The sequence below is a fragment of the Bifidobacterium olomucense genome, assembly GCF_012932375.1.
Taxonomy (GTDB): Bacteria; Actinomycetota; Actinomycetes; order Actinomycetales; family Bifidobacteriaceae; genus Bifidobacterium; species Bifidobacterium olomucense.
On sequence record NZ_JAAIIG010000004.1, the window covers coordinates 73,304 to 87,271 of the forward strand.

10 protein-coding genes are annotated in these 13,968 nt (G+C 57.0%); 1 reads left to right on the forward strand and 9 read right to left on the reverse strand.

Going from position 1 to position 13,968, the window contains the following annotated elements; all coding sequences use genetic code 11:
- Positions 1 to 130 precede the first annotated feature (130 nt).
- The 8 genes from pflA to G1C97_RS05825 form a co-directional block, all read right to left on the reverse strand.
- Positions 131 to 1,012 (reverse strand): pyruvate formate-lyase-activating protein, encoded by an 882-nt coding sequence (gene pflA, locus G1C97_RS05790; protein WP_169240963.1) that lies wholly within the window; start codon positions 1,010 to 1,012, stop codon positions 131 to 133.
- 268 nt (positions 1,013 to 1,280) lie between these two features.
- The gene (pflB, locus tag G1C97_RS05795) at positions 1,281 to 3,656 is read right to left on the reverse strand and encodes a formate C-acetyltransferase (protein WP_100495968.1); all 2,376 of its coding nucleotides are present in this window, start codon (positions 3,654 to 3,656) and stop codon (positions 1,281 to 1,283) included.
- Positions 3,657 to 3,918: 262 nt separating this feature from the next.
- Positions 3,919 to 4,119 (reverse strand): hypothetical protein, encoded by a 201-nt coding sequence (locus G1C97_RS05800; protein WP_169240964.1) that lies wholly within the window; start codon positions 4,117 to 4,119, stop codon positions 3,919 to 3,921.
- A 103-nt stretch (positions 4,120 to 4,222) separates the two neighbouring features.
- Positions 4,223 to 5,920 (reverse strand): NAD+ synthase, encoded by a 1,698-nt coding sequence (locus G1C97_RS05805; protein ID WP_169240965.1) that lies wholly within the window; start codon positions 5,918 to 5,920, stop codon positions 4,223 to 4,225.
- Between the two features lie 61 nt (positions 5,921 to 5,981).
- On the reverse strand, positions 5,982 to 7,133 hold the full coding sequence (locus G1C97_RS05810) for a M20 metallopeptidase family protein (RefSeq protein WP_169240966.1): 1,152 nt from the start codon (positions 7,131 to 7,133) through the stop codon (positions 5,982 to 5,984).
- Positions 7,134 to 7,264: 131 nt separating this feature from the next.
- On the reverse strand, positions 7,265 to 7,951 hold the full coding sequence (locus tag G1C97_RS05815; RefSeq protein WP_169240967.1) for a methionine ABC transporter permease: 687 nt from the start codon (positions 7,949 to 7,951) through the stop codon (positions 7,265 to 7,267).
- Entirely contained in the window at positions 7,948 to 9,147 is a 1,200-nt protein-coding gene (locus G1C97_RS05820; protein WP_169240968.1) for a methionine ABC transporter ATP-binding protein, read from the reverse strand. Before G1C97_RS05820 ends, G1C97_RS05815 begins: the two co-directional genes overlap by 4 nt.
- Positions 9,148 to 9,290: 143 nt before the next feature.
- Positions 9,291 to 10,262 carry a MetQ/NlpA family ABC transporter substrate-binding protein gene (locus tag G1C97_RS05825; protein WP_100495974.1) on the reverse strand — a complete coding sequence of 324 codons (972 nt, stop codon included), beginning with the start codon at positions 10,260 to 10,262 and terminating at the stop codon, positions 9,291 to 9,293.
- A 175-nt stretch (positions 10,263 to 10,437) separates the two neighbouring features.
- Between G1C97_RS05825 and G1C97_RS05830 the strand changes: the two genes are divergently transcribed.
- Positions 10,438 to 11,268, forward strand: a complete 831-nt coding sequence (locus tag G1C97_RS05830) for a Cof-type HAD-IIB family hydrolase (RefSeq protein WP_169240969.1) — start codon at positions 10,438 to 10,440, stop codon at positions 11,266 to 11,268.
- Positions 11,269 to 11,420: 152 nt separating this feature from the next.
- Here the strand turns inward: G1C97_RS05830 and G1C97_RS05835 are convergent, their stop codons facing one another.
- Entirely contained in the window at positions 11,421 to 13,898 is a 2,478-nt protein-coding gene (locus tag G1C97_RS05835; RefSeq protein WP_100495975.1) for a phosphoketolase, read from the reverse strand.
- Positions 13,899 to 13,968: the final 70 nt, after the last annotated feature.

Genomic DNA, 13,968 nt, shown 5'->3' on the forward strand with positions numbered 1-13,968 from the left:
CAAGGCTAAGGTCAACACGCCGGAAACACGGTATTCACGCGCGGAAGTCAAACCTTTTCCTGCGCGTGAACCGTTGCCATGCCCACTTGAGCCAAGGTATCAACATCGACATCGGCGCGGCTCTAGATATTTAGTAGACGGTGAAACCGTGATCCTTGAACTGATTGGCCACACGTTCACGAGTGGCGGCGTTCGGCCCTTTCTGATTTTCGAGCGGATACGGAATACGCAGCTCATGCCACTTCGGCCGTCCAAGCTGGTGGAACCCAAGGACATCGATATGTTCCACGGCATCGCCGAAGCTCTCGCAGATCCTGGCCACGTTCTCCACGTTCTCCTCGGAGTCCGTAAGACCTGGCACGAGCACGAATCGCACCCAGATCTTCTTGCCGGCCTTGGCCAGACGCTGGCCGAAATCGATGGTGGGCTGGAGCAGACCGCCGGTGACCTTGTGATACGTCTGCTCGTCACCGGACTTGACATCGAGCAGGCACAGGTCGATGTCGTCAAGCATCTCATCGGTGTAGTTGGTGTTCAGGAATCCCGAAGTGTCGAGACAGGTATGCACGCCCATCTCCTTAGCCGCATGGAAGACACGGGAGACGAAGGCCGGCTGCATCATGGACTCTCCGCCAGAGAACGTGATCCCACCATGCGTAGCCTTGAACAGATCCTTATATCGATCAACTTTCTTGATCATGGCATCGAGGTATACGGGCTTGCCATCGCGCATCTTCCACGTGTCCGGATTCTGGCAGTATTGGCAACGCAACGGACATCCGGACATGAACACGGTCATACGTGTGCCGGGTCCATCCACGGAGGTGTTGATATCCCATGAGTGGACAAAGCCGATGTCTCCGGACTTCAAGGCGGCAATACGATCACGACGGTCGAGTCCTATGGGTGATTCAAAGCCAGACAGACCTCCCATAAGAGTCTGTGAGGCGTACGTCTTGGATTCACGCAACATGTGGCGTGTTGTGGTGCGGAACTGGCTATCGGGCATCATTGTCCTCCTGTTCCCTCAAGTGATGCTGTAACTTGTTGGTTCCTGATGAATGCATGATCGGTATCCGGAAACCATGCGGATAGCGTCATAACGTGTGTATGCATGCTCCTCCCGATGCTTGTTATGTCGATGCGAGGCGATGCAGCGCATCCGAGCGGCACCATGCAAATGCCATAGGAATGACATAGGTTCGAGAGGCAAAGGGAAGGGGTGGGACGAATCCCACCCCTTCATCGTTCTACCGTGTTCATACGGTCATCGGCTGGAATCAGTCGGTGACTGCACCCTGGTGGAAGGTACGGGAGATGACGTCGAGCTGCTGCTCCTTGGTGAGCTTGACGAAGTTCACCGCGTAGCCGGAGACACGCACGGTCAGGTGCGGGTACTTCTCCGGGTGCTCGACGGCATCCTCCATGGTCTCCTTGCGCAGCACGTTGATGTTGGCGTGGTAGAGGCCGTGACCGTTGCCGGCGTCGAGGATGCCGACCAGGTTGCCGATGCGCTCTTCCTCATCGCGGCCAAGGCCATCAGGGGTGATGGTGTTGGTCAGCGAGATGCCGTCGAGAGCATCGTTGTAGTCGATCTTGCCGACGGAGAACATGGACGGCAGCATGCCGTGGGAGTCCATGCCGTTCTCCGGGTTGGCGCCCGGAGCGTACGGGGTGCCCTTCTTGTGGCCGGACGGGAAGGAACCGGTGTTCTTGCCGTACTCCACGTTGGAGGTGATGGTCAGGATGGACTGGGTCGGGACTGCACCACGGTAGACCGGCAGACGCTTGACCTGACCCATAACCGTGGACACAACCCACTTGGCGATGTCATCGGCGCGATCATCGTCATTGCCGTAGATCGGGAACTCGCCGTCGGTGCGGTAGCCGACGACCAGATCGTCGTCAGCGCCTTCGACGTACTCGTACTCGTGGCCTTCGAGGTTCTTGGCTTCGGCGTTGGTGATCGGGTACACCTTGGCGTACTTGATGGCGGCCAGGGAGTCGGCCGCGATGGACAGGCCGGACATGCCGCAACCGAGGGTACGGTACACTTCCTTGTCGTGCAGGGCCATCTCGATGGACTCGTAGGCGTACTTATCGTGCATGTAGTGGATGATGTTCAGGGCCATGACGTAGGTCTCGGACAGCCACTCGAGAGCCTTCTCGTAGTTGTTCTTGACCTTCTCGTAGTCCAGGGAGCCGTCGGCTTCCGGCTTGATCGGATCGATGACGCCCTTGTCGATGACCTGCATGCCGGTCATCTCATCACGGCCACCGTTGATGGCGTACAGCAGAGCCTTGGCGGAGTTCACACGTGCGGCGAAGAACTGCATCTGCTTGCCCACGCGCATCGGGGAGACGCAGCATGCGATAGCGGCGTCGTCGCCCCAGTGAGAGCGGATTTCCTTATCGGACTCGTACTGGATGGCGGAGGTGTCGATGGAGATCTTGGCGCAGAAGCGCTTGTAGCCTTCCGGCAGCTTCGGATCCCAGAAAATGGTGATGTTCGGCTCCGGGCCAGGTCCAAGGTGCTCAAGGGTCAGGGTGTTGAGCAGACGGAAGGAGGTCTTGGTGACCAGCGGACGGCCGTCATCGCCGAAGCCAGCGTCGGACCAGGTCGCCCAGTACGGATCGCCGGAGAAGATGGCGTCGTAATCCTTGGTGCGCAGGAAGCGCACGATACGAAGCTTCATGACAATGTTGTCGATGAGCTCCTGAGCATCGGTCTCGGTGATCTTGCCGGCCTTCAGGTCACGCTCGATGAAGCAATCGAGGAAGGCGGAGTTACGGCCGAAGGACATGGCGGCGCCGTCCTGGGACTTGATGGAAGCCAGATAGCCCATGTAGGTCCACTGCACGGCTTCCTGAGCGGTCTGAGCCGGACGGGTCAGGTCAAGGCCGTACTCGTTGCCGAGGTTGATGAGCTGCTTCAGGGCCTTGATCTGCTCGTCGTGCTCCTCACGGAAGCGGATCCAGTGTTCGATCTCGGGCTCAGTGAAATCGTTGCGGTACGGCACGGAGTCCTTGTCGCGCTTCTTGAAGGCGATCAGCTTGTTGACACCATACAGAGCCACACGACGGTAGTCGCCGATGATACGGCCACGGCCATAGGCATCCGGCAGACCGGTGAGGATCTTGTTGTGGCGAGCGATCTTGATCTGCTTGGTGTAGACGCCGAAAACGCCATCATTGTGGGTCTTACGGTACTTGGTGAAGATCTTCTTGATCTCCGGGTCCGGCTCCTTGCCGGCCTCGCGAATGGCCTGCTCGACCATGCGCCAACCGCCGTTCGGCATCATAGCGCGCTTGCAGGGCACGTCGGTCTGCAGACCGACGATCACGTTGTCGACTTCCGGGGAATCGATGTAGCCAGCCGGGAAGGCGTCGATGCCAGCCGGGGTGTGGGTATCCACATCGTAGACGCGCTGCTTGCGCTCTACCGCCAGGTAGTTGTCGTCGAGGTACTTCCACAGGTGCTTGGTCTTCTCGGTGGCAGGTGCCAGGAAGGACTCATCACCCTCGTACGGGGTGTAGTTCTTCTGGATGAAGTCACGGACGTCAATATCCTTCTGCCAGTTGCCCTCGGTGAAGCCTTCCCACGCCTTTGCGTCAAGCTCCTCCTGGGAGACGGCTGCATTTTCTACTGCGGTCATGTCACTCCTTTAATGGGGTTGTTGGTCTCGCATCTTCACGGAACCATTGACTCTTAGTGTAGTTTGCCCATCCTTGGGAAAAGCTGAAATAATGAGTGAACTATCTCACATTCGGCTGTGAACGTTACCATGTCAACGCTTTCGCAGTCACATTCACAGGTATCGACAGCAATTCCTGATTCGTTACGGCACCCGTCATATGAAAAACCGTCCTTGCACAGACGTGCATTTGGACGGTTTCCCATTATGCGACATCATCAGCTCAACGGTGGTAGTGGTCGCCGTTCCACTGGCGATCCTGCTCCTCCCACTTGGCGTTGCGGTCCACCACTATGTCCCAAGCGTGCTCGGCTTCTTCTTTGGTCTTGTACGGACCCATACGCTGCTCGATGGGCGAAAGCGGTCCGAACTCGGCCTTGCCTTTGACCGTATTGAAGTACCATTGCTTGTCGTTGTCAGCCATGTTCCGGCTTCCTTTCCAAATGTGGATCGATATTGTCATGCAGCCTGTTCGTCAGGCGCACACGTTATGCACGCGCGCTAAAGGCGAGTCGCAGCGAAAACGACTATTCGCGGAATGCGTTAGTCACCGGCAGACGACGGTCACGCCCGAATGCCAGGGCGGTGACCTTTGGCCCAAGCGGATATTGACGCCGCTTCCATTCGGCGCGATCCACAAGTCGCATCACCGTATCTACGGTAGCCGCGTCAAAGCCATCTGCGAGCAGGTCAGCACGTCCATGGGCATGTTCGATATATGCGGCGAGCACTTTATCGAGCAGAGCGTACTCGGGCAACGAGTCGGAATCCTTCTGACCAGGACGGAGTTCTGCGGAAGGTGCCTTTTCGATGGAGGAAACCGGGATCATCACACCGCTCTTCAGCGGTACGCCCGAGGAACCGTTTTCATTGCCCACAATGTTGAGGCCGCCGATGCCCACGCCTGCAGCCGCAGCCTTGTTGCGCCAACGGCTTACCTCCCAAACTCGGGTTTTGAGCAAATCCTTGATGGGCGCGTATCCGCCCACGGCATCGCCGTAAATGGTGGAATAGCCACAAGCCAACTCGGACTTATTGCCGGTGGCCACCGCAAGCAGACCACGCGAATTCGAGCTGGCCATCACGATCACGCCACGAATACGAGCCTGAAGGTTTTCCGCGGACACGCCTTCAAGATTCAACTGCTTCTGGTAGGCGTTGAACAATGGTTCGATGGGCTGCACCTCGTAATGGGCACCGATATTGGCGGCGAGATCAGCGGCATCGTCCTTGGAACCGTCCGAAGAATACATGGAAGGCATGGAGATACCCCACACGTTCTCTCCCCCACATGCGTCGGCAGCCATGGCGGCCACCAGCGCCGAGTCGATGCCGCCGGAAAGACCAAGCGTCACACCCGTGAAGCGGTTCTTGGCCATGTAGTCCTTGAGACCAAGCACACAGGCCGTGTAGATCTCCTCATCCTTATCGAGTTCAGGTACGATCCGCGCCTTGGTTTGATGGTCGGCAGCCGAGTCGAAGTCCCAGAAGGTGAGATCCTCCATGAACATGGGACTACGTTCGAGCAATTCACCATCGGCGTCCACCACGAAGCTGCCGCCGTCGAAAACAAGATCGTCCTGACCGCCCACCTGATTCAGATAGATGACCGGCGCATTGACCTCGGCGGCGCGTCGCTGAGCAAGTTCGAAACGCGTATGAGTCTTGCCTTCCTCATACGGTGACCCATTGATGGTCAGCAACACGTCGATGCTCTTGGTAGCGAGGTCAGCCACCGGTCCGCCGTCCTGCCAGATATCCTCGCAGACGGCCACGCCGATGCGAGCGCCATTCATCTCCAATGTCACCGAGCGGTCACCGGCACTGAAGATACGGAATTCGTCAAAGACGCCATAGTTGGGCAGGAAGTGCTTGTCGTAACCGGCCCATACCACGCCTTCGTGCAGCACCACCAAACGGTTGCGCGGCTTGCTGGTGGTATGGTCGGTGCCCACCGTGCCCACGACTACAAACAGCTCGCCAAGTCCTTCGACGCGAAGCTGTGCGGCCAGTTCGTTGGCCTTGTCCCATGCGGCTTGGCGGAACGTGCGCCGCAGCGCCAAATCCTCAATCGGGTATCCAGTAAGCGTCATTTCCGGAAAAACCACCACTTGAGCGTTGCCCTGGGCGGCTTTACGGGAAAAATCGAGCACTTTGGCCGCATTGGCATCAAGAGCGCCGACGCATGTATCTATCTGGGCGAGTGCAAAGCGTAGCTGTGTCATGATTCCCCAGTGTAGTGCGTTGTCTCGGCGTGAACCGTACGCACGCGTGCCATAAGGCACATTAACTCAGCTCATGCAGCACTCGCAAAGCGGCATTGACATAGAAGTTCACAAATGTAGGAATCGATTCGTCCAATCCCACAAAATGCGGACTATGCCAATCGGCGCAGCCTTCCTGACCGTTGGATCCGACGAAGGCGAAGACCGGCAACGTCACCTTGGCGAACTCGCAGAAGTCCTCCCCGGCCATCGATGGACGAATCGGCTCCAGTTGCGCATAATCATGCACATCCGCTGCCACAACCTTAGCCAATCCTGCGTCGGAGGCCAACGGATCCTGAAAATCGTCCCACATCACATCCGCGCTAATGCCGTAGGCCTGCGCAGTATGTTCTACGATTTCCTTGAAGCGGCGTCCTACCAGATTGCCGTCCTCTTTATGGAAATACCGCACCGTACCCTGGAATCCAGCTTCAGCAGGCACCACATTCCATACATCACCGCCATGCACTTCGGTAACCGAAAGCACCAGCGGATGGAATGGAGTCACGTTACGGCTCACAATGGTCTGTAGGCTCAGAATCATGCTGGCCAACGCCTCAATCGGACTCGTGCCCTTGTACGGGTACCCTGCATGCGAACCGGTCGCATGAATATCCACACGGAATTTCACACATCCGGCCATCATCGGCTCGACGCCGATAGCCAATTGTCCGGGAGCGTAATTGGGATTGTTATGCGTGCCGATGATGGCTTCCACATCGTCCACCAAACCGGCGTCGATCATCGCACGCGCTCCCCGTCCGGTCTCTTCACTGGGCTGGAAGAGGATTTTGATGGAACCGGCGAATGCGTTGCGGTGTTCCGCTAGCCAGAACGCGGCTCCAAGCAGTCCGGTCATATGCAGATCATGGCCACAGCCGTGCATTACACCATGGTTCACCGAGCTGAAGGCAAGACCAGTGTCCTCCACAATAGGCAGGCCGTCGATATCAGCTCTCAGTCCGATGCGTGGGCCTGGCCCATCTTGCCCTTCGATAAGCCCCACCACACCGGTTTTCATCGGGTTGGGCAACACGTCGATACCATGCGCCTTGAGTTGATCAGCAAGATAGATACTGGTGTCGAATTCTTTGAAACTGCGCTCTGGATGAGCATGCAGATAATGACGTATGGAGATGAGTTCGGGATCGAGATCGATATGTTCACACATGGTTGCCGATTCTAGTAAGACCGATGAAAAGTGCATGGATACGCTCATATTGTGCGAGGATCTTCCGTCGGCAGTTCAACGGAAGATCCTCGGTGAAGCGATATCGTATTGCATTTATACGCTGTGCAATACTATTGCTGGCGTTTGAGCAGCCGCTTGGCGATAGCATTGGCGAGGCCCTGCACCACCTGTACCAGTACGATCATGATGATGACCGCCGTCCAAGTGACCGTCTGATCAAACTTCTGATAGCCGTACGCGATGGCGAAGTTACCGAGGCCACCGCCTCCGATATATCCGGCCATGGCGGACATGTCAAGTACGCCGATGAATAAGAAGGCATAGGCCAGGATAAGCGGTGCAAGCGCCTCGGGAATAAGCACTGTGCGAATGATGGTCAATTTGCTGGCACCCATTGCCCGGGCTGCTTCGATCATGCCTGAATCAACAGGCACCAGATTCTGTTCAACCAATCGAGAAGTGGCGAACGTACACATGACCACCATCGGGAAAATCGCCGCCACTGTGCCGATGGAGGTACCCACCACGACGATCGTCAACGGCTGCATGGCAGCAAGAAAAATAATGAACGGAATAGGTCGCACGATATTGACGATGATGTCGAGAACGCGATAGACTACGGCGTTCTCGAACAGATTACCTGGACGAGTGCCGTAGAGAATCACGCCGAGTACCAGTCCAAGGAAACCGCCGATTACCAAGGTGATCAGCACCATTGTCAGCGTCTGCCCTATGGACTGGAACAGCAGCGGCTTCAAAACGCTCCAGTCGCTACGCGGATTGGCCAGAACAATCATGCCTGCGCTCCTTCAGTGGTTTCAGATGTACGGTGACCGTCATTACCGTCAACATGGTGGTCATTCACCGTCGCATGTTCCTCCGGCGCATATCCGGATACGGCGTCGCTATACGGTACCGGTCGACGGGCGGTACCGAAATCAATGACGTCACTATGCTCGGCAAGTTCAGCGAGGAATGCATCCACTTGCGCATCATCACCGGCGAACTCATAGGTAATGGCACCGATTGCAGAGCCACGGACCGTGTCGATGCCGCCATAGAGCAGGTTGGATGCGATGGCATGCTTGGCAATGAGACCGGAGATGTTCTGGCCGGAAGCCGATACCTTACGGCCGTGTTCATCACTGACATCTTTCTGCCGTATAAGCACGGTGACGATACGGTTCGGCCATTCGCTATGCAGTCTCTCGACTCGATTCTCCTCTGGCAGGCCGGAAAGGGCGGTGGCAATGAACCGTTTGGTGACCGGCTGCTGCGGGGCGGCAAACACGTCGTATACATCGCCGGATTCCACCACTCGCCCAGCGCTCATCACCGCTACACGGTCCGCAATCTGTTGGACCACGTTCATCTGATGGGTGATGAGCACAATGGTGATGCCGAATTCCTTGTTGACACGTTTCAGCAGCGCAAGCACTTCGGTGGTAGTCTCCGGGTCGAGAGCACTGGTGGCTTCATCGGCGAGCAGTATCTCCGGATTGGTGGCCAACGCTCGCGCGATGCCTACACGTTGCTTCTGACCGCCTGACAATTGCGAGGGATATTTGTCCGCATGCTCGCTCAAACCCACAAATTCAAGCAGTTCTGCTACACGACGGTCCTGATAGTCCTTGCGCCAATGATCAAGTTGCAACGGATAAGCAATGTTCTGCGCTACGGTTTTGGTGGAGAACAGATTGAACTGTTGGAAAATCATGCCGATTTTCTGACGAATGGGCCTAAGCCTGGCTTCGCTCAAAGCGGTGATATCAGTGTCCAGCACATGCACCGAGCCGCTGGTGGGGCGTTCCAATGCGTTGATGAGACGCACAAGCGTGGATTTGCCGGCACCTGAATAGCCGATGATGCCGAAAATATCACCTCGATTGATGGTCAGGCTTACATCATTCACGGCGCGGGCCAAGCCTCCCGCGTGTCCGCGGACTTTGAATTCCTTGACCACATGATCGAACGTAATGATGGGGTCGCTCATGGGTTCTCCCTGTGTATTGTCATTGATTGGCTGACGTCATAATGCCGGACGGAAGGAAACCTATATGCTTCCCTCCGTCCGGCACGGTTAGCTGTATGGATTGATATAACTGCTACTGTATGTCGGACCTACCGACGAAAACACTACTGGGCCTTGGCGTCCTTCTCGATATCCGCGAGGAAGCCCTGCAGTTCCTTGGCACTGAACTTATCGGCGAAGACCGCCGTACCGCCAGAGTTCTCCTGAAGGGCATCAAGTACGTCCTTCTCATGGAAGATATCGACGAGCTTCTTGTAGGTCTCGTTGTTCACGTCCGCCTTACGAGCCACCCACACGTTGATGTACGGACGAGCTTCTTCGGATTCGGCGTCGTCCTGATAGATGGCATCCTTCGGATCGAGACCTGCATCAGCTACATAGTCGTTGTTGATGACGCCGGCGGCGATAGTCGGATCCTTCAATGTCGTAGCCACCTGCTCGGCCTTCAACGGGGTCACCTTGACTTTGCTCTTGGCTTCGTCGATGTCGGCCGGAGTGGAGAAAGCCGTCCAGTCGCCCTTAAGGGTCACAAGGCCAGCAGCCTTGAGCACGCCGATGGCTCGGGCCTGATTGGTTTCATCGTTCGGAATGGTGACGGTGTCACCCTGCTTGATGTCGTCGATGCTCTTGACCTTGGTGGAATACACGCCGAGCGGATAGATGGCAGTGCCGCCGATGGGTTGAAGATCCTTGTTGTTGCTCACATTGTAGTTAGCGAGATAGAGCAGGTGCTGGAATTCGTTGAGATCCAATTCGCCGGAATCCAGTGCAGGGTTTTCGGAAGTGTAATCCTGGAAGTCGACGATATCTACATAGATGCCGGCCGCTTCGGCCTTCTGCTTGAACTTGACCCATTCCGGGTTGGTTGCACCCACCACACCGATCTTGACCGGATTGTCCTTGCTGCCCTTGGCTGCGGCCTCATCGGCGCCGGCGAAAGCGCGATAGCCGAAGAATGCGGCCACAGCGATAATAGCTACCACTACAACGGCAATAATCGTATTGCGCAAAGTGTGGTTCACACGCACCGGTTCGTTGTTGTTGGCCGGGGACGCCGGCTGGGTTGCTGTTGTCATTGGATTTCCTCTCTCTCCAAAAATTGTTGACGAGTAACACCGTAGCGTCCTCAGACCAGTCATGCGGCCAAAAACGGGCAAATGCCATATAGGTGTCTTTTATGACGAGTACACAATGGCATCTGCCGTCACGGTTTAATAACGCGTTACAGGCAGGTCGAGAGGAACTTCGACAATGGAAGACGTGACTATTGACGAACCGCACCATGACATCAAGGCCGTTTTTTTCGACATTGACGGCACGCTTACCAGTTTCGTGACTCATACCGTTCCCGCGTCCACCGTCGAGGCCATTCACCGCCTGCAAGCTGGGGGAATCAAAGTTTTCATCTGTACGGGCCGCGCACCATCGCAAATGAATGTCGTGCTTGACACCATGCCGGTGACTTTCGACGGCATCGTGGCATTCAACGGACAGTACTGCTTTGACAACACCGGCTTCTTCGCCTCACAGGCAATTGATACCGGTGACATTCGTATTATCATCAACTGGTTGGCAGCTCACCCGGAAGTGGTATGCAACTTCGGAGAAAAAGATTACGTATATTTCAATCATTCGAACGATCGATTGCAGGCCACATGGAAAAAATTGGGAAAAACAGCGCCGACACGATACTTCGACGATCCCATGCCGCGTGCAATCACGCATGAGACCTTCCAGATCAGTCCATTCATCGCCGCCGAACAGGAAGCGGAACTGGTGGGCCTTTGCAGCAACATCCGTGGAGTGCGGTGGCACCCGGATTTCACCGATCTGATTCCTGCCGATGGCGGCAAACCGCGTGGCATACAACGATTCATGAAGCATTACGGTATTGCCCGCGAGCAGACTATGGCATTCGGCGATGGTGGCAACGATACCGACATGCTTGCATTTGCAGGCATAGGCGTGGCTATGGGTAATGCTACGGCTGAGCCCAAAGCCGCAGCTGATTACATCACCGATGATGTCGATCATGACGGCGTGCTCAATGCTTTACTCCATTGGGGTGTGCTGAAGGATTGAGCCGACAGTAACGAATTCGTTCATGGATTCGTATGCCAATGCGCTGCATTCATGTACCGCGTGCGACAAAGCGAATACAAAAAGGCCTGGGATTTTCTCCCAGGCCTTCTCTATGCGTTATCGAGATTGATAGACGCTATGCACAGAGTGCATCACTCGTTGTCGCCAGCGGTAGCGGCGGTAGCGGTGACAGCGCCCTTCTCCTCGGTGTTCACGCCGGAGTAGATCCAGTCGGTGTAATCCGGGTGATCGTAGCCATTGTCGACAGCGAACTGGAAGGCTTCCTCACGGAAGGCCTCAAGCTCAGCGATCTTGTCGGCGTACTTCTCAGCGTCGATCATGCGCAGAGCCTCAGCAGTCAGCTCGTAACGATCGATGCGGTTGACGCGAACCATGTCGTACGGGGTAGTGGTGGAGCCCTCTTCCTCGTAGCCGTGGACGTTGAAGTTGTCGTGGTTCGGGCGATCGTAGATCAGGCCGCGCACGTCGTGAGCGTAGGAGTGGTAAGCGAACAGCACCGGCTTGTCAGCGGTGAAGATATCGGCGAACTCCTCGTCAGTCAGAGCCTCGTCGTTCTCCTTAGCGGACTGCAGGGAGAGCAGATCAGCGACGTTGACGACCTTGAACTTGATGCCCATAGCCTTCAGCTTGTCGGAAGCGGCCATGATCTCCTGAGTCGGGACATCGCCGGCAGCGGCAAGCACGACCTCGGCCTCATCGTTGGACTTGGCAGTGGAAGCCCAATCCCAAGCGGCAGCACCCTTCTCAAGCTCAGCGCGAGCCTCGTCCAGGGTCAGCCAAGTGGCAGCCGGCTGCTTACCAGCGATGATGGCGTTGATCTTGTTGGTGGACTTGTAGCACTTCTCGGCGATAGCCAGCAGCATGTTCGCGTCGGTGGCGAAGTAGATGCCGATGACGTGATCGTTGTGGAAGCACTTGTTCAGGAGCAGGGAGGTGACACCCGGATCCTGGTGGGAGAAGCCGTTGTGATCCTGACGCCACACGTGAGAGGAGACGAGCAGGTTCATGGAGGCGATCGGCTTACGCCACGGAATCTCGCGGACGGTAGCCTCAAGCCACTTGGCGTGCTGGTTCAGCATGGAGTCGATCACGTGGACGAAGGACTCGTAGGAGCTCCAGATGCCGTGACGACCAGTCAGCAGGTAAGCCTCAAGGAAGCCTTCCATCTGGTGCTCGGACAGCTGCTCGACGACCTGGCCGGAGACGTGCATGTGCTCGTCGACCTCGTCGGAGATGTAGCCGGCATCCCACTGCTTGTTGGTGACCTCGTAGGAAGCCTGCAGACGGTTGGAAGCGGTCTCATCCGGTCCGAAGATACGGAAGTCGTGCATGTTGCGAGCGATGATGTCGCGGGTGTAGGCGCCCAGAGTACGGGTGGCTTCGAGCTGGCCCCAGCCGTGGCCGTACTTCTTGACTTCCTTGACCTCGTAGTTCTCGAGCTCCGGCAGATCCAGATCCTTGCGGATCACGCCGCCGTTAGCGTTCGGGTTGGCACCGATGCGCAGCTCGCCCTTCGGCATGAAGGCCAGAACGTCGTCCTTGACGGCGCCGTTCTCGTCGAACAGCTCCTCCGGCTTGTAGGACTCCAGCCAGTTCTTCAGAACCTCGAAGTGGGCCTCGGTATCGCGGGCGGAAGCCAGCGGCACCTGGTGAGAGCGCCAGGAACCCTCGGTCTTCTTGCCGTCGATGTACTTCGGGCAGGTCCAGCCCTTCGGGGTGCGGAAGATCAGCATCGGGTAGAACGGACGGTGGACGTTGTCGGTCTGAGCGGTGGCCTTGATGTCGCAGATCTCGTCCCAGATGGTCTCCCACAGCTCGGCGAAGCGACGGTGGATGGACATGTGGTCCTCATCGTCGAAGCCGGCGACGAACTCGTACGGCTCATAACCCATGCCGTGGAAGAACTCGTGCAGCTCTTCGTCGGAAATGCGGGACAGGATGGTCGGGTTGGCGATCTTGTAGCCGTTGAGGTGCAGGATCGGCAGCACGATACCATCGGTGCGCGGGTTCACGAGCTTGTTGGACTGCCAGCCGGTAGCCAGCGGGCCGGTCTCAGCTTCGCCGTCGCCGACGATGGCCGGGACGAACAGGCTCGGGTTGTCCATGATGGCACCGTAAGCGTGGGACAGAGCGTAGCCCAGCTCACCACCCTCATGAATGGAGCCCGGGGTCTCCGGAGCGAAGTGGGACGGAATGCCGCCCGGGTAGGAGAACTGACGGAAGAACTTCTGCAGACCAGCCTCATCCTTGGTGATCTTCGGGAAGGTCTCGGTGTAGGTGCCGTCCAGGTAGGACTGGGAGGTACCAGCCGGGCCACCGTGGCCCGGGCCCATGATGATCACGGTGTTCTGGCCGTGATCAGCGATGAAGCGGTTGATGTGGCCGATGAGGAAGTTCAGGCCAGGGGTGGTGCCCCAGTGGCCCACCAGACGGTGCTTGACGTCTTCGCGGGTGAACGGCTCCTTCATCAGCGGGTTGCTACGCAGGTAGATCTGGCCGATGGAGAGGTAGTTGGCGGCGCGCCAGTACTTGTCGACGCCTTCGAGGGCTTCCTCGGAAACCGGAGCGTTCAGCTTCTTCCAAGGGGTGCCAATAACAGGACTCGTCATGTGTACTCCTGTACTCCTGCACGGTATCGTGCGATTGATTATTTCTGTTCGGTCGCGGGCCTCGATTCCT